This window comes from Lentzea roselyniae, assembly GCF_039537795.1.
In the GTDB taxonomy this organism is placed as follows: domain Bacteria; phylum Actinomycetota; class Actinomycetes; order Mycobacteriales; family Pseudonocardiaceae; genus Lentzea; species Lentzea atacamensis.
This window is the reverse complement of sequence record NZ_BAABBE010000001.1, coordinates 232,281-248,245: the sequence shown is the minus strand read 5'-3', so window position 1 is coordinate 248,245 and position 15,965 is coordinate 232,281. Positions and strand designations below refer to the sequence as shown.

Sequence of the window (15,965 nt, the reverse complement as noted above, 5' to 3'; positions counted from 1 at the left end):
ACCCAATCCCCCAATCCCTTTGGCAATCAGGAGCCACAACTTCATGTCGACAAATCGCTTTGGCGTGCGCGCGCTCGCCGTTCTCGGTGTGGTCGGACTCGCAGTCCTCGGCACCCCGACCATCGCATCGGCGCACGTCAGCGCCCAGCCCTCGGAGTTCACGCAGGGCGGCCGCGCGACGTTCGCGTTCCGCGTCCCGAACGAGCGGGACAACGCCGGCACGATCAAGCTCGAGATCACGCTGCCGCAGGACACCCCGCTCACCTCGGTGCGCACCAAGCCGCTGGCCGGATGGAAGTCCGAGGTCGTCAAAGGCAAGCTCGACAAGCCCGTGACGGCCGGCGGCAAGGAGATCACCGAGGCGTACAAGACGATCACCTGGACCGCCGAGCCCGGCGTGAAGATCGGGATCAACGAGTACCAGGAGTTCTTCGTCTCGCTCGGCACCCTGCCGGAGAAGGACAAGCTGGAGCTGCCGGCGAAGCAGACCTACGAGAACGGCGAGGTCGTCGACTGGGCCCAGTCGACCGGTGCCGACGGCAAGGAGCCGGAGCACCCGGCGCCCGCGCTGAAGCTCGCCCCGAAGAAGGCAGGCGAAGACGGCCACGGCGGTCACGGCACGACGCCCGCCGCCAACAGCAGTGCCGACACCCACGAGGCGTCGGTCGGTTCCGACAAGACCGCCCGCTACCTCGGTGGCGCCGGTCTGGCCGTCGGTGCGCTGGGCCTCGGCTTCGGCGTCGGCGCCATCCTGCGTTCGCGGCGCAAGGCATGAAGCGGGCGCTCATCGCGTGCCTGATCGCTGGTGCGGCCGTGCTCGGCACGGCCGCCCCTGCGGCGGCGCACAACTCGCTGATCAGCAGTGATCCGAAGGACAAGACCTCGCTGGAGGTCGGCCCGTCGACGGTCACGCTGACGTTCGACCAGGAAGTGCAGGGCGGCCAGGGCATCAACACGATCTCGGTCGTCGACGCCAACGGCGGGCACTACGAGGTCGAGGGCGACCCGACGATCAAGGACAACGCCGTCTCCGCGAAGGTCAACGCGCTTGGCAAGGCCGGGCAGTACAAGATCGGCTACCGCATCCTGTCCGCGGACGGCCACCCGGTGTCCGGTGAGCTGACGTTCACGCTGACCAAGGACGGCACCGGCACGCCCCGCCAGGTCGACGCCAACGCAACGCCCGACAGCGGTTCGGGGGACGGCCTGCCCATCTGGGTGTGGATCGTCGGCGCCGTGGTCCTCCTCGGCGGTGGCGTGTTCTTCGCCCTGCGCGGCGGAGGAACCAAGGCATGAGCGACGTCCGGACCGCCGCCCCCTCCCACTACCGCGTGCTCACCGGGCTCGTCCTCGGCGCGCTCGCGGGCATCGCGCTCGGCCTCGTGCTGGCACCGCCCGCCGTGGTCGCCGGGGTCGTGGACGCCGGGGCGGCGGTCCGGTACGGACTGCCGGTGACGCGGGTGCTGCTCGACGTCTCGGCGACGATCGTCGTCGGGCTGTCGATCCTGCCGAAGCTGCTCGGCTTCGACCGGCCGACGCACACCGAACCGGTGTTGCGCCTCGCTCGGCCGGCCGCGGTCGTCGCCGCGGTCGTCTGGGTGGTCACGGCACTGCTCGCGATCGTGCTGCAGGCCGCCGAACTGCGGCCGGGCAGCGACGTCAGCATCGGCAACGCCATCGACTACATCGCGACCGTCGGCGCGGGCAAGGGCCTGCTGTTCAGCGCGGCCTGCGCGTTCGTCTACCTGCTGGTCGGCGTGATGGCGGTGCGCAGCGGCGAGTCGGTGCCCGCTGAGCTGCGGATTCTCATCTCGATGTTCGGACTGCTGCCGATCCCGGTGACCGGGCACGCCTCCAACTGGAAGTACCACGACTACTCGATGGTCTCCATGGAACTGCACGTGCTGGGCGCCGCGGCGTGGACGGGCGGGCTCGGCGCGTTGATGGCGCTGGTCGCCTACCGCAAGGGACTGCTGGCGGTCGCCCTGCCGAAGTTCTCCAGGGTCGCGACCGTCAGCCTGATCGTGGTGACGGTGACCGGCCTGTTCAACGGTCTGCTGGAGCTGATTCTCAACCCGGTCGTGCCGTTCCCGCAGTCGATGTTCACGACCGGCTACGGGTTGCTGTTCATCGGCAAGGCGGTCTGTGCCGCGGCGATCGCGGTGCTCGGCGCGCACATCCGGTGGCGATTGCTGCCGAGGATCTCGCAGCACAAGGTCACCGCGATCGTCCAGTGGGCGATCCTGGAAGTGACGATCATGGGAGTGGCGTTCGGGCTCGCTGTGGTGCTCAGCCGTGCACCGGTGAGCTGAACCCCGTCGCCACGCGGACCAGATCGGCAACAGCGCGCGACCTGCTGTGCGGCGGCCACGCGATGACAGTCGTCATCTTCGGCGCGTCCACGACCGGCACCGCGACGACCTCCGGCATGACCGCGACGGCACGGCCGAGCGCGATCATCTGGAACAGCTGCGTCAGGTTGTGCACCTCCACGCCGGGGCCTTCCAGGTAGGTGCCGTCGGGCTCCGGCCAGCGCGCGAGCTCCGGCAGGTCGATGACGTCGGCCATCCGCAACCGCGCCGCACCGGCCAGTGGGTGCGAGGTCGCGAGGATCGCGAACTGGCTCTCGGTGTGGAGCGCCTCGGCGTCGAGGCCTGCGGTCGAGTCGTACGGCTCGTGCAGGATCGCCACGTCCGCACGGCCGTCGAGCAGCGGTTGCCAGGTGCGGATCTGCTCCGCTTCGCCGGCAGCTCGCTGGAACCACCTGCCTTGGCGGCCAACACCAGCGAAGGCCGGTCGACGCCCCGCGTACGCCTCTCCGCCGCGGCGACCGCACCGAGGATCGCCCTTCCCTCGGCCAGCAGCACCGCGCCCGCCTCGGTGAGCGACACCTTGCGGCTGGTCCGGGTCAGCAACGCGACGCCGAGCCGGTGTTCGAGCTGGGCGATCGTCCGCGACAACGGTGGCTGGGCGATGCCGAGACGGTCGGCAGCTCGGCCGAAGTGCAGTTCTTCCGCGACCGCGACGAAGTACCGGAGCTCTCGGGTCTCCACCGGACCACCGTACTGATACCAGGCCGAAGTGATGTTGGTCCGGAGAGCCCGCGAGACCACGATCAACTGCATGAGCGAACAGACGATTGCGCTGGTCACCGGCGCGAACAAGGGCATCGGGTACGAGATCGCGGCAGGGCTCGGGATGACTGTCGGAGTCGGCGCGAGAGACGCCCGGCGTGGCGAGGAGGCGGCGGCGAAACTGCGGGCGAACGGCGTCGATGCGTTCGCCGTGCCGTTGGACGTGACCGACGACGGGAGCGTCAAGGCAGCAGCAGCGCTGTTCGAGGAACGGTTCGGCCGCCTCGACGTGCTGGTCAACAACGCGGCGATCGCCGGAGGATGGCCCGCGGCGCCGTCCGCCGCCACGCCGGAAAGCCTGCGTGAGGTGCTGGAGACCAACGTGATCGGCGTCGTCCGGGTCACCAAGGCGATGCTGCCTCTGCTGGCCCGTTCCGCACGACCGCGGATCGTCAACCAGTCGAGCCACCTCGCGTCACTGACGCTGCAGACCACGCCAAGGGGTGGAGTTCGGCGAGGTCAACGGGGCCTACACGCCGTCGAAGACGTTCCTGAACGCGCTCACCGTCCAGTACGCCAAGGAACTTCCGCACATGAGGATCAACGGCGCCTGCCCCGGCTACGTGGCGACCGACCTCAACGGCTTTCAAGGAACCAGCACGCCGGCCGAGGGGGCGAAGATCGCGATCAAACTGGCCACCCTGCCCGACGACGGTCCGACCGGCGGCCTGTTCGACGACGCCGGAACCGTGCCCTGGTGTGGGACGAGCAATTGTTCAACGTGAAACATCCACGCACTCGGTGAGTGGTCTGATCGGCACGACGAGCTGCGCGCGAACGGACTAATCGGTGATCAGTCGAGCCGAAGATTCTTCACGCATGCGCGCCAGCCGGTTCATCGTCCGCTGGCCGCGACGGTCCAGCTCGCGGCTGTCGATCCAGCCGTTGGCGTAGTAGCGGTAGTCCTGCGCCAGTGCGACGAGCTCCGCCAGGTAGTCGGCAGAACGCCGCCGCCGCTCCTCGTCGAACGCCGCCAGCAGCGGCAACTGGGTGTCGACCACCTCATCGAGCAACTGCGCGGATCGCAGCGCTCTCTTGGAACGCCACCTCCGAGTAAGGCTCACGCGCCGCACCTCGTCCTTCGCCCCGACCTGCCGCACACTAGGCGTCGATTTCTCGCCCGTCGATGCTGCATTCGTGGGAGAAGGCCCTCGCGTTACCGGTTCGTGTCCCACACCATCCAAAAGAGGTGCTATAGGACCCAAACGAGATTGGCTCAGGCGGCCGTGTCGGCTCCGGTGAAGCGGGCGACGCGGTCGGCCAGCTCGCGGGCCTCGGGGTTGTTGCGGCGCTTCTCGGCTTCCTGGCGCAGCGGCTCCATGCGCTGCTTGGTACGCACCGACTTGAGGCTTTCCGACAGGTCGACGGCCTGGCGGCCGATCTTGGCGCCGTGGTCGATGTCGCCTTCGAGCAGGTGGTTGATGGCCATCGAGGTCAGGTTGAACGAGCGGCTGCGCGCGTACTCGTCACCGAAGTTGTTGATCGCCTTGGACAGCGCGGGGATGGCCGTCCTCGTGTACTTGGCGTCCACCGTCTGTGCCAGCTCCGTGTGCACCGTGCCGATCATGGACGAGAGGTCGATCTCGTTGAAGAACTTGGCCCAGGCGGGGGCTTCTGCGACGTTGGCGCGCGAGAACTCGTCGCGCGCGCGGCCGAGCAACTTCAACGCCTGCTCGTCGGAACCCATCTTCGCGTAGGCCCAGGCCTCGTTCGCGCACAGGATGCCGACCGCCAGCTCGGAACCGGAGTTCTGCGCGGCCAGCTGACCCAGCTGGAACACCTTCAGCGCGTCGTCCGGGGCGTTCTGGTGCAGGTAGACGCGGCCCATGCGGTACAGGATGTTCGCCATCAGCGCCTCGTTCTCGCCCTGCTTGGCGAGGTCGAGGGCCTGGCCGAAGTGGTTGCGGGCCGAGTCCATCAGGCCCGTGTCGAACGACGTCCAGCCGGCGAGGTTGTGCAGGTCGGCCAGCGCGACGTAGAGGCGCTGGCGAACGACATCAGTGGAACTCGCACCGAGCATCTGCTGTCCCCAGGACAGCTGGGCGACAACGGCGTCGCGGCAGGAGCCGCCGCCGTACTGGTAGTCGAGGGCACGCAGGGCTCGCGTCGCCGCTTCGACCTGGCGCACATCGGTCATGCCGATGCGTCCCGGAGCCGGAGTCTGTGTGGGGTGTGAAACCCACGACCCGGAGTCCGCTCCGAACACGGCCGCGCCGACTGTCACGGCGGCGGCGTGCGCGAGGAACTTCCGACGCTTCACCGACTCGTCCTCCTCAGGATGGGGTGAGTCCGCGGTTGCGGCCACCCTCACTGCCGTTGTCTCGTCATAGGCGAGACCCATGTATCCACGTGGGACACCCAGGCCGACGGCGATCCTGGTGAGGACGTCATATGCCATCACCTGGCGTCCCTTGAGGATCTCCGAGACCTCGGACTGCGACTGACCAGTGAGCGCCGCGATCTGGCGCTGGGACACGCCGTGCCGTCGGAGCAGCCGGTAGACCGAGCTGATCTCTCGTCGGGCAAGTGCGTCCCGCATCTCCTGCTGATCCCACACGTCGGCGGGAATCGGAGAGCCCTGGGAACCCATGGTGTTCATCGCGCACCCTCACAGTCCGTTGGGCGTCATCGGCAGACTAGGGGCAGGTCCCCGAGCCCGAGAAGTCCTCTTCGGTGAGGCTGATCGGCCCTACCGAACACCGCTTACCGCTCACCGTAAGACTTCCACCGGTCAGCGCTGTGACGTCCCGTTCCGGCATGAATCATCGCAATCTAGATTCCGGTAAGCGAGTGAGCACGGAGAGGAACGACCGATCGTGGACAGCTCCTCCCCAAGCTCCACCTCCATTGTGGAGACGGGTGACACCGAATCCACATGGCGCGGCACGACCGGGCAGCGTCGGACGTGGCAGATCAGCTGCGGCGACGTGGTCGACCGGGACCGCCAGCTCACCGTGAAGGTCGTTCAGGGCCAAGTGGTTCTGGTCGGACCTCCCGGTGAGACGGCAATCTTGTCCCACGACCAGCTCGTACAGCTCAGGGCTGCGCTACGCGAAGCCGCCGACCAGGCGGAAAGGTGACGGTGACGTTTCGATGGACGCGATCCTCGGACAGGTTCTTCGCAACGCTGTGTGGGAACGCCTCGACCTGCTCACGGAGCTGGCGAGCCGCGCGGACGCCCCGTCCCTGCTGTCGGTGGCTCGATCCGAGCTCCCTCGGCTGACCGAGGGATGGCGTGCTCTGCTGGCAGCGCACGAGCCGGACGAGAAGGGCAACTGCCCTGAGTGCTCCGGCCGTTGGCGCCAGCAGAAGTCACCTTGCTCGGTGTGGCGCGCCGCGTACGAACACCTGGTTGCGGGCGGACTCGCCCCGCGCCCGGCTCGCCACCTGCGCGAGGCTCCGGTGACCCCTCCTGTCACCAGGACCCGCCGCGCGGTGGCTCGAGCCCACTAACGGGCCTTTGCGACTGACCTGGCGTCCCCCCGACACGACCAGGTCTGCAAACGGCCTACTGACCGGTGGTCCGCGATGCGCGAACCCCCGACCGCGACATCGCGGACCCCGGTCAGCTCGACAACTCCACAGATTCCCGCGGGCCGGTGACGTGCACCTTCCCTCCCCGACCGGCACCGGTCCGCGGTCACCAGCCACGGCCCTTGTCTGCACCTCCCGCGCAGGCAAGGGCCGTTTTCAGCGCTTCTAGCGGTGGGTGCCGGTCTTCCAGGTCAGATACGAGGTCAGGCCGGGGAAGAGCCGGCCGGAGAGCTCGAACGCCTTGAGCTGCCACGGGAACAGGTGCTCGGCACGTTCCTTCTCGACCGCGTCGACGATCGCCTTCGCGCACCGCTGGGGCGTCACGGTCGGGATCAACCGCGCGATCGCCGGGATCCGTTCCTCCGCACCGGGGTTGTTGTTGAAGTACTCGCTGGAGACCTTTCCCGGCACCACTTCGCTGACTCCGACGCCGGTTCCGCGCAGGTCGAGCCGCAGTGACGCGGTCAGTCCGCGCAACGCCCACCGCGACGACTGGTAGCCGACGCAGCCGGGAATCGGCAGGCGGGACACCGGCGAGTTCACGTTGACGATCCAGCCGGAGCGCCTGGCACGCATGGCGCCCAAGTACTCCCTGGTCAGCAACAACGCCGCCAGGTACGGCACGGCGGTCATCGTCTGCAGTTCGTCGGCCGACGTGTCGTCGAGGAACAACCAACGGCCCACGCCGGCGTTGTTGACCAGCACATCGGGCGTCTCGACCTCCTCGGCGAGCGCACGGATCCGCGCGGCGTCCGCCAGATCGGCCACGTGAGCGGACGCCGAGCCGCCGAACTCGATGATCCGTTTGACCTGTAGATCGAGCAGTTCGGCGCTCCGAGCCACAAGGTGGACGTGCGCGCCGTGTGCCGCGAACCGGAACGCGGCCTCGGCGCCGATCCCCTGGGACGCTCCCGTGACCAGAACCCTCTTGCCCGCCAGCTGCATCAGACCACCGATCGCACTCGACTCATCAACACCGCCGCCAGCGCGGTCGCCAGCGCCGACGCCGCGAACAGACCGCGGTAGCCACCAAGGTTGGCCAAGATCAAGGCAGCCAGCAAGGGGGCCACGACCTGCGGCAACGCGTTGGCAACGTTCACGACGCCGAGGTCTTTCGCCCGATCGGCCGCGGACGGCAGCACCTGCGTGAGCAACGCGATCGCGACCGCCATGTAAATGCCGAAGCCGAAGCCGAGCAACGGTGCGGCGACCAGCACGGCCTCCCACGTCGGCCACACCGCCAGCAACAGGGCGGCCAGCGCCATGACCGCCGACGCGAGGTAGACGTACGGCTTGCGGCGCCCAGAACGATCACTTCGTGCGCCGAACAGCACTGCTCCTGCGGTGAGTGCCACGCCGTAGAGCGCCATCAGCTCCAGCAGACCTGTCTCGGGTGCCGGATGGTGCACCACGTCACCGAGGAAGAAAAGGAGGTACAACGTGCCGAGCGCGTTACCCACGTTGAGCATGAAGTGTCCGAGCCAGGCCCAGGCGAAGTCGGGGTGCTCGCGCGGTGAGATCCAGAGCGTCAGCCGCACCGGCTTCTCGACCAACTTCGTGTCCGGTGTCCTCAGCACGAAGAACAACGCACCGGCCACGACGATCACCGCGCACGCCAGGTAGCCCGCCGGCAGACCGCTGACGAGCTCCGTCACCACGACTGCGCCCGCCAGCGTGCCGAGCATCTGGCTGATCCCGATCAACCCGCCGACTTGCGCCCGCTGCACGACGGGCACCCGGTCGGGCACGGTCGACATCAGCGCGGCGAGCATGCCGCCGATCCCGGCCTGCACCAGGCACCAGCCGATCGTCATGACGTGGACCGAGTCCGCTTCGGCGAGAACGCCGAGACCGACGGCCCCCACGGCGGAACCGCCCAGCGTCCACGGATGCCGGCGGCCGAAACGCGAGGTCGTGCGGTCTGACAAGAACCCGATGAGCGGTACCACCACCATCGACACAAAGGCGCCGACACCGGTGACCACGCCGAACACGAACACTTTGTTCGCCTTGTCCAGCTGCTCGGCCTGCTGCGGCAGGAGGATCTGGATCGGCGCGTAGATCGCGAGCCACAAGCCGAGGTTCGCGACGAAGAGCCAGGCCATCCAGCTCCTGCGAACCGGGACGACCGGTTCGGCCACTGTTTCACTCACCACTGATCACCCTTCTGTACCAGTGGAACGAGTTGCGAGGCGTGCGCCGCTGCGTCTCGTAGTCGACGTGGACCAGGCCGAACCGCTGCGAATAGCCGGCCTCCCACTCGAAGTTGTCGAGCAGGGACCACACGAAGTACCCGTTGACGTTCGCTGCCTGCGCGGCCTTGAGGTGGCCCTCCAGATAAGCGATCCGCTCGGCGTCCTCGATCTCGTCCGGGAAGCTGCAGCCGCTCTCGGTGACGTACACCGGTGGCAGGTCCGGGTGCCGTTCGCGGAGCTGGGTGATCATCTCGGTCAGCCCGGACGGCACGACCGGCCAGCCGAAGCCGGTGCGCGGGTACTCGTCGATCTCCACCAGCTCGAACGGCAGCGGGTTGCCCTCGGACGGCATCTTCAGCCGCGTCGGGTTGTAGTAGTTCACGCCGTAGAAGTCGAGCGGCTGGTGGATCGTCTGCAGGTCACCGTCCTCGATCGGCAGAAGATCGGCGACTGCGTCGGGATATCGGCCCGACAGAACGGGATCCGCGTACATCCAGTTGTGGATTTCGCTGTAGGCCTCGGCAGCGGGTACGTCGTTCGGAGTAGCCGGCCAGGCGGGCGTGTGGTTGTTCGCCGTGCCGACCCGGTGCGCGTTGAACGACCGGAGCACCTCGACCGCACGACCGTGAGCCAGGTTCAGGTGGTGGGCGGTCGGCAACGCGTCGAAGAGCAACGTCTTGCCCGGCGCGTGCTCACCGATCGCGTAGCCCTGCAACGTCACCATCGCGGGCTCGTTGATCGGGATCCACATCTGCACCCGGTCGGCGAGACGGTCCGCGACCAGCGCGGTGTAGTCGGCGAACCGGTCGGCGATGTCGCGGCCCAGCCACCCGCCCTCGGCTTCGAGCTCCAGCGGGGTGTCCCAGTGGTACAGCGTGGCGACCGGCGCGATGCCGACGTCGACGAGCGCGTCGACCAGGCGGTCGTAGAAGTCGAGGCCCTCGGCGTTGACAGGTCCCTTGCCGGAGGGCTGGATGCGCGGCCACGCGATGGAGAACCGGTACGCGTTCACGCCGAGCTGTGTCATGAGCGCAACGTCTTCGCGCCAGCGGTGGTAATGATCGCAAGCAACGCTGGCGTTCTGGTTCTCGTGTACCGGAGTGAACTCGTCCCACACGGAGGGACCCCGGCCGCCGGCGCCGAACGCGCCCTCGATCTGGAACGCGGACGTGGACACTCCCCAAAGGAAGCCGCTCATCGATCCTCCAAATGTGAAACTTATTCGGATCGTAGGCGTGTTGACAGGCTCAGGGAAGTGAAAAGGCCGTACAACAGGCAAGATGGATGTACCCGAACTACTGGGAGTCGCCGTGACGAGCACCACCCCGCTTCGCCGTCAGCCAGTCCAGCAGCGCAGCGCCAAGAGAGTAGAGCGAATGCTCGAGGCCTGCGCGACCCTCATCGACGAGGTGGGCTACGACGGCGTCACAACGACGTTGATCGCGGAGAGAGCAGGTGTCGCGGTCGGCTCGCTGTACCAGTTCTTCCCGGACAAGAGAGCCGTCGTGCAGGCGCTGACCCTGCGCAACGTCGACAGGTTCTCCCAGGGCATCACCGAACGGCTCGAGCAGGCGACGCTGGAGCACTGGTGGGACGCCGTGGACACGGTGTTCGACGTCTACGTGACGATGCACCGCGAGATCCCCGCGTTCGGGAGGCTGCACTTCGGTGACGTCGTGGACATGCGGCTGCTGGACGACCGCCGCGACAACAACGCGGTCATCTCCGACAAGATCTCCGAGCTGATCTCCGTCAACTTCGGAATTCCGATGAGCGAGGTCCAGCTGCCGATCGCGATCGCCGTGGAGGCGGCCGACGCCGTGATGAAGATGGCGTTCCGCAACGCCCCGACGGGCGACCAGGCGATCCTGACCGAAGCGAGGGCACTGGTCAGGGGTTACCTGTCGTCGCGGTTGCCCGCCTAGCCGAAGTTGTGCCGCTCGCCGCGGTACGTCGGCACGGTGCGCTCGATGCGGTCACCGTGCACGAGATGCACCTCGTCGAACCGCTCGAACAGCTCACCGGCCTTGGCGTGCCGCATCCAGACGCGGTCACCGATCTTCAGCTGCTCCGCGGCCTTGCCGGTGACCGGTGTCTGCACCTCACCCGCGCCTTCAAGGCCGAGCGTCTTCAACCCCTCCGGCAGGTACGGCGACGGCTGCCGGTCGGGCGTCGGTGTGCCGGACGCGATGTAGCCGCCGGCGAAGAGCGTCGCCGTGCGCTTGTTCGGCTTGCGGACCACGGACAGCGCGAAGAGCGCAGCGGGTTCCGGCTTGAACGCCTGGTAGCCGTCGAAGAGCGTCGGACCGAAGAGCCCGGAGCCTGCCGCGAGCTCCGTGACGGACGGGTCGGTGCCGGTCAGCTCGAGGCTGCCTGTGCCACCGCCGTTGACGAACTCCAGGTCGGCTACCTGCCGGATCGCGGTGACCGCGGCGGTGCGACGGGCGATCAGCTCGGGTCCGGACTTGGACTGGATGAGCCGGATGCCGATGGCGCGCAACGGCTGCCCCGGCGGGTTGTCGCCGAGGCCCGCGATCTGGCCTTCGTACGCCATGACGCCGACGAGCTTGAAGCCCCGCCTCTGGTTGATCTTGGCTGCCAGGACCTTCGCCTGCTGCGGGGTGTGGACCGGCGAGCGGCGAGGGCCGATGTGCACGCCGGGCAGCGGACGCCACGAGACGTCCAGCTCCAGGCAGACGCGGAGGTCCGAGTGCGGGCCGGTCGCGGCGTCCACAAAGTCGAGGTGCTCGATCGAGTCGACCATGATCGTGACGCGCTGACGTGCGATTTCGTTCGCCGCGAGCTTCTGCAGCGAGGCGCGGTCGGCGGTCGGATAGGCCACCAGCAGGTCGTCGCTGACGTTCTGCTCGGACAACCACAGCGCCTCGGCCAGCGAGTAGCACATCACGCCCCGGTAGCCGGGCCGTTCGAGCGCCCGGCTCACCAGGTCGCGCACACGGATCGACTTGCTCGCGACCCGGATCGGATGACCGGCAGCGCGACGGGCGAGGTCCGCCGCGTTGTAGTCGAAGGCGTCCAGGTCGACGATCGCGAACGGAGGATCGAGATCCTTCGTCGCGACGTCGAGTCGTGTTCTGCGCATGCGTTGACGGTACGTCGTAAACCCTTGAAACGTGAAGAGCTTTCACTTACGTTACTCGCAGGTCACACTCTCTCGTGGAGGAACGCGTGTGGACGAACTGGGCTAGAACGGCTTCGTGCACGCCTACGCGCGTGGTCCACCCGTCGAGCACGGACGAGATCGCAGCGGCGGTCGTGTCCGGGGGCCGTGTCCGCGCGCGGGGCAGCGGTCACTCGTTCAACGACATCGCGGTCGCGCCGGAAGTGGCGCTCGACCTCGACCGCTGGACGGGAATCGTGCGCGCGGACACGGAGACCGGCCTGGTGACCGTCCGCTCCGGCACGCCGTTGCGGGTCCTCAACGCCGACCTGCACCGCCTCGGTCTCGCCATGCCGAACCTCGGCGACATCGACGCCCAGACCATCGCGGGTGCCGTCTCGACCTCCACCCACGGCACCGGCGCCAAGCTCGGCGTGCTGGCCACGGCCATCGCCGGGCTGGAACTCGTGCTGGCCGACGGATCCGTCGTCACGTGCTCTCGTTCGGAACGCCCGGACCTCTTCAACGCCGCCCGCGTCGGCCTCGGCGCGTTGGGCATCATCAGCACGATCACGCTGCAGTGCGTGCCGTCGTTCGTCTTGCGCGCCTCGGAAGCGCCGGGCCGGCTGGACGCGGTGCTGGAGCAGTTCGACGACCTGTGCGCGGTCGAGGACCACGTCGAGTTCCACTGGTTCACGCACTCGGACCGGGTGATCCTCAAGCGCAACAACAGGATCCCGGAACCGGCCGAGCCGCTGTCGCGCGCACGTCAGCTCTGGGAGTACGAGGTCATGGAGAACGCCGCGTTCGGCGCGGTGTGCAAGGTGGCCAAGGCGTTCCCGCGCTACACCAGGAAGCTGAACGAGGTCTGCGGTTCGCTGATCTCGGAGCGGTCCTATTCGGACTACTCGCACAACGTCTTCGTGACGCCCCGGCGCGTCCGGTTCGTGGAGACCGAGTTCTCGATCCCGCGCGAGACGCTGATGGACGTCATCGCGGAGCTTCGCGCGGTCGCGAACAGGCTCGGTGACCGGGACGCGCTGATCGTGCCGTGCGAGGTGCGGGTGGCGCAGGCCGACGACATCTGGCTGTCCACCGCGTCCGGCCGCGACACCGCCTACATCTCGATGCACCAGGCGCTCGGCATGCAGTACAAGGCCTTCTTCGACGCCTACGCGAGCATCGCCGCGTCCGTCGGAGGACGTCCGCACTGGGGCAAGATGCACGACCTGACCGCCGAGCAGCTGCGGCCGCTGTACCCGCACTTCGACGACTTCCTGCGGGTGCGCGACGAGGTCGATCCAGGCAGGACGTTCACGAACCCCTACCTGGACCGGGTGCTCGGCTAGAGGATCTCGCGAACGGCGTCGGCGACGGGCGTCTCACCGTTCACCAGTTCCAGCGTCTTGCCGATCGTGTTGGGAGCGTTGAGCAACTCCGCCAGCACGGCGGCCACGTCGGCCCGAGTGACGGACGCACGCGGCAACCGGGGCGCGGCCAGCGTGACCAGTCCGGTGGGCGGGTCGTTCACCAACGGCCCCGGCCGCAGGATCGTCCAATCGAGATCCCGCGGCTTCAGGTCGTCTTCCGCCGCGCGCTTGGCCTTCAGGTAGACCGCGAACTCGGGATCCACGGAAGGCGAGTCGGCGGACTCGATTCCGACGGTCGACACCTGGAGGAACCGCCGCACCCCCGCCTCGGCCGCAGCCGAGGCGAACAGGGCGGCGGCCCCGAAGTCCACGGTGTCCTTGCGGGCGGCTCCTGAGCCTGCCCCTGCGCCTGCGGCGAAGACCGCGGCGTCCGCGCCGTTCAAATACGCGGCGACCGAGTCGACTGTGGCCGACTCCAGATCGCACAGCACCGGAACGGCTCCGGCTTCCTGCACGTCGCTGAAGTGATCCGGGTTGCGGACCAGTGCGGTTGCCGCGTCTCCACGGGTGGCCAGCAGCTGCTCGAGGAGCAGCGCGATCTGCCCGTGTCCGCCGGCTATGACTACTCGCATGCCCCGACCGTAGATCAGGAAGCGGTGGCGAGCACCTGCTCGTAGACCAGCTCGTTGACCCAGCGGGTGATGGCGGTGTCCTCGGCGGGCACGTGCTCCTGGCGGCCGGAGACGTCGACCGAGAGGTCCTTCTCGTCGTCGGCCAGGAGCACCGAGACGCCATAGCGACGCACGCGCGGCAGGCAGTTCGACAGGTAGTCGTGCGAGAAGGCGACCGACTCCGGCAGCACGACCGCGGCGTTGCCGTAGCGCGCGAAGGGGACGGCGGACGCGAGCGCGGTGCGCCAGTGGCGGGCGACGGCCAGGACGCCGACGATGCGGACGGCGGCCGGCGGGACGCGGCCTTCCATCTCCGGCCACACCCACGTGGAGACGGTGGTCTTGTCGGCCTCAGGGCCCGCACCCACGCACACGCGCTCGGCGTGGGCGTCGGCCAGGAGCTCGGCCACGACGACGACCTTGCGGCCCATCAGGACCATCTCGGGGAGAACGACGCCGTGCCAGCCGAGGCGGATCGCCGCGGCGGCTGCCAACTCCTCGACGGACGCGGGCAGTTCCGGAACCGGGAGCGCGGTGGTCGACAGTCCCTGTGCGCTGCCGGGTGCCGCGATCCTTGCTGGGGTGCTGCTCACGCCAGTGCCTCCTCGCAACCCGCGGCGGTCGATCCGCCGCGTTTCGACTCGTGCTCTGGATAAGGCGTACCAGGAAGCGCGCGGCCCGCCCCCAGGTCGCCACACCCCCTGCGATCGACGGCGCCGACCGGTCGGTGACCGGTCGAAGAGTGGCGCGGGGAGTTCGGTCCTACGGTGCTGCCGTCTGGGTGACGTTAATCCGGTTGGACGCACCAAAAGTGCTGCTCAGAGTGGGTGCTCTACGCGTGAGGACGAAAAGCCGGTCAGCGTCGCCGGTCACCGTCCGTCGACCGTTCACCGCGCCAGAACGACCACCTACATGATGATCACTGTCTTGCCAGGCCCGTGACCTGCGAAAACGTCAGTCGCCTCGCGCAGCGGCACCCGGCGGGCGATCGGCACGGAAAGGTCTCCCGCCTGCACCATCGACGCGAGGCGCACGAGCGTTTCTCGCGACCCCTTCATGCCGAAGTTCTGGGCCGGATCGCTGGAGACGTAGTTGGTGTTGAAGGCCAACGGCGCGTAGCGCGCGTTCGCCTCGAACGACGAACGGTCGGCGCTCACGAGGTCGATGAGAGCGTCGGCCTCGACGGGAGAGTCACCGCGGCCGACGGGGATGACCCGCTTGCCGGCCGCACGGGCGATCTGGACGGCGAACGATCCGACGCCACCGTTCGGTCCGATGATCAGCACGGATTCCGCGGACCCCAGTGACTCGACCAACTGCAACGCAGTCATACCCGCGGTCGGCAATGCGGCGGCAACGGCGGGATCGAGATCTTCCGGCAACGGAGCCAACGCGTTCCCGGCCGGAACTGTGACGTACTCGGCGTATGTACCGACGCCGACGGGACGGTGGAAGAAGGTGCCGAAAATCCTCTCTCCGGAACCGACGACCTCACCAGCCCCATCAGTTCCCGGAACCAACGGGAACCGGTGTTCACCAGAACCGCGAAGCATGCCGTCGACGACTTTCCGGTCGAACGGGTTCACGCTCGCCGCGAACAAGCGCACCTTCAACTCGTTCGGGCCCGCCTCCGGCTCGGGAAGCTCCACCAGTTCGAGTTCCGCGCCGAAGTCCGCCCCCGCTATCGCCCACATGCCGACCCCCGAACGAGTGACAGACATCACCTGTTGGATCAAGGAATCTGATACCGCAGATCAACGAAAGAACCCCTCTCGCGATTCCGCGAGAGGGGTTCCATCTGTCTTTCGATGGGCAAGGGGGGAGTTGAACCCCCACGTCCTTTCGGACACACGGACCTGAACCGTGCGCGTCTGCCATTCCGCCACTTGCCCCTGGAGACGTGGAGAACACTAGCACGCGTCCAAACCGGGTTCCTAATC

Annotated in this window: 16 protein-coding genes, 1 tRNA gene and 2 pseudogenes; 8 read left to right on the top strand and 11 right to left on the bottom strand. The window is 67.9% G+C overall.

The window, feature by feature from the left end:
- Nucleotides 1–43: 43 nt before the first annotated feature.
- The 3 genes from ABFX45_RS01230 to ABFX45_RS01220 are packed head-to-tail and all read left to right on the top strand — an operon-like array spanning nt 44 to nt 2,312.
- Nucleotides 44–775, top strand: coding sequence for a YcnI family copper-binding membrane protein (locus ABFX45_RS01230; protein WP_346126943.1), 732 nt, complete (start codon nt 44–46; stop codon nt 773–775).
- Complete coding sequence (locus ABFX45_RS01225; RefSeq protein ID WP_109630265.1) at nt 772–1,296, top strand: copper resistance CopC family protein; 525 nt, start codon at nt 772–774, stop codon at nt 1,294–1,296. The genes ABFX45_RS01230 and ABFX45_RS01225 overlap by 4 nt, the downstream gene beginning before the upstream one ends.
- Nucleotides 1,293–2,312 (top strand): copper resistance D family protein, encoded by a 1,020-nt coding sequence (locus ABFX45_RS01220; protein WP_109630261.1) that lies wholly within the window; start codon nt 1,293–1,295, stop codon nt 2,310–2,312. Before ABFX45_RS01225 ends, ABFX45_RS01220 begins: the two co-directional genes overlap by 4 nt.
- On the opposite strand, the pseudogene ABFX45_RS01215 reads toward ABFX45_RS01220, so the two are convergent.
- A pseudogene (locus tag ABFX45_RS01215) lies at nt 2,290–3,053 on the bottom strand (LysR family transcriptional regulator). The gene ABFX45_RS01220 and the pseudogene ABFX45_RS01215 overlap by 23 nt on opposite strands.
- Before the next feature lie 70 nt (nt 3,054–3,123).
- Here ABFX45_RS01215 and ABFX45_RS01210 point away from each other — a divergent pair.
- Nucleotides 3,124–3,859, top strand: a pseudogene (locus ABFX45_RS01210) (SDR family oxidoreductase).
- Between the two features lie 57 nt (nt 3,860–3,916).
- Here ABFX45_RS01210 and ABFX45_RS01205 read toward each other — a convergent pair.
- A complete protein-coding gene (locus ABFX45_RS01205) occupies nt 3,917–4,198 on the bottom strand; it encodes a hypothetical protein (protein WP_109632983.1) in 282 nt (93 codons plus the stop codon).
- 152 nt (nt 4,199–4,350) lie between these two features.
- A complete protein-coding gene (locus tag ABFX45_RS01200) occupies nt 4,351–5,733 on the bottom strand; it encodes a helix-turn-helix domain-containing protein (protein WP_109630256.1) in 1,383 nt (460 codons plus the stop codon).
- 217 nt (nt 5,734–5,950) lie between these two features.
- Here ABFX45_RS01200 and ABFX45_RS01195 point away from each other — a divergent pair, with 217 nt between their 5' ends.
- Nucleotides 5,951–6,214 carry a hypothetical protein gene (locus ABFX45_RS01195; protein WP_407656811.1) on the top strand — a complete coding sequence of 88 codons (264 nt, stop codon included), beginning with the start codon at nt 5,951–5,953 and terminating at the stop codon, nt 6,212–6,214.
- 13 nt (nt 6,215–6,227) lie between these two features.
- On the top strand, nt 6,228–6,587 hold the full coding sequence (locus tag ABFX45_RS01190) for a hypothetical protein (protein ID WP_035909125.1): 360 nt from the start codon (nt 6,228–6,230) through the stop codon (nt 6,585–6,587).
- A 246-nt stretch (nt 6,588–6,833) separates the two neighbouring features.
- On the opposite strand, the gene ABFX45_RS01185 is transcribed toward ABFX45_RS01190, so the two are convergent.
- From ABFX45_RS01185 to ABFX45_RS01175, 3 genes are read right to left on the bottom strand one after another with little or no spacing between them, the layout of a single operon-like run.
- Nucleotides 6,834–7,613, bottom strand: coding sequence for an SDR family NAD(P)-dependent oxidoreductase (locus ABFX45_RS01185; protein ID WP_346126939.1), 780 nt, complete (start codon nt 7,611–7,613; stop codon nt 6,834–6,836).
- Nucleotides 7,613–8,773, bottom strand: a complete 1,161-nt coding sequence (locus tag ABFX45_RS01180; RefSeq protein WP_109630249.1) for an MFS transporter — start codon at nt 8,771–8,773, stop codon at nt 7,613–7,615. Before ABFX45_RS01180 ends, ABFX45_RS01185 begins: the two co-directional genes overlap by 1 nt.
- Nucleotides 8,774–8,813: 40 nt before the next feature.
- A complete protein-coding gene (locus tag ABFX45_RS01175) occupies nt 8,814–10,061 on the bottom strand; it encodes a GH1 family beta-glucosidase (protein WP_109630245.1) in 1,248 nt (415 codons plus the stop codon).
- A gap of 82 nt (nt 10,062–10,143) precedes the next feature.
- On the opposite strand from ABFX45_RS01175, the gene ABFX45_RS01170 reads away from it, so the two are divergent.
- The gene (locus ABFX45_RS01170) at nt 10,144–10,788 is read left to right on the top strand and encodes a TetR/AcrR family transcriptional regulator (protein ID WP_407656810.1); all 645 of its coding nucleotides are present in this window, start codon (nt 10,144–10,146) and stop codon (nt 10,786–10,788) included.
- On the opposite strand, the gene ABFX45_RS01165 is transcribed toward ABFX45_RS01170, so the two are convergent.
- Nucleotides 10,785–11,966 (bottom strand): amino acid deaminase/aldolase, encoded by a 1,182-nt coding sequence (locus ABFX45_RS01165; protein ID WP_346126936.1) that lies wholly within the window; start codon nt 11,964–11,966, stop codon nt 10,785–10,787. The two genes, ABFX45_RS01170 and ABFX45_RS01165, sit on opposite strands and share 4 nt — an antisense overlap.
- 86 nt (nt 11,967–12,052) lie before the next feature.
- Between ABFX45_RS01165 and ABFX45_RS01160 the strand changes: the two genes are divergently transcribed.
- Nucleotides 12,053–13,333, top strand: a complete 1,281-nt coding sequence (locus ABFX45_RS01160; protein ID WP_109632978.1) for a D-arabinono-1,4-lactone oxidase — start codon at nt 12,053–12,055, stop codon at nt 13,331–13,333.
- Here ABFX45_RS01160 and ABFX45_RS01155 read toward each other — a convergent pair.
- From ABFX45_RS01155 to ABFX45_RS01140, 4 genes are all read right to left on the bottom strand, one after another.
- A complete protein-coding gene (locus tag ABFX45_RS01155; protein ID WP_109630234.1) occupies nt 13,330–13,986 on the bottom strand; it encodes an NAD(P)H-binding protein in 657 nt (218 codons plus the stop codon). The two genes, ABFX45_RS01160 and ABFX45_RS01155, sit on opposite strands and share 4 nt — an antisense overlap.
- Before the next feature lie 14 nt (nt 13,987–14,000).
- Nucleotides 14,001–14,618 (bottom strand): hypothetical protein, encoded by a 618-nt coding sequence (locus ABFX45_RS01150; RefSeq protein WP_109630231.1) that lies wholly within the window; start codon nt 14,616–14,618, stop codon nt 14,001–14,003.
- 315 nt (nt 14,619–14,933) lie between these two features.
- Nucleotides 14,934–15,746 (bottom strand): NADP-dependent oxidoreductase, encoded by an 813-nt coding sequence (locus ABFX45_RS01145; RefSeq protein WP_346126932.1) that lies wholly within the window; start codon nt 15,744–15,746, stop codon nt 14,934–14,936.
- 88 nt (nt 15,747–15,834) lie between these two features.
- A tRNA-Leu gene (locus ABFX45_RS01140) sits at nt 15,835–15,917 on the bottom strand.
- Nucleotides 15,918–15,965: the final 48 nt, after the last annotated feature.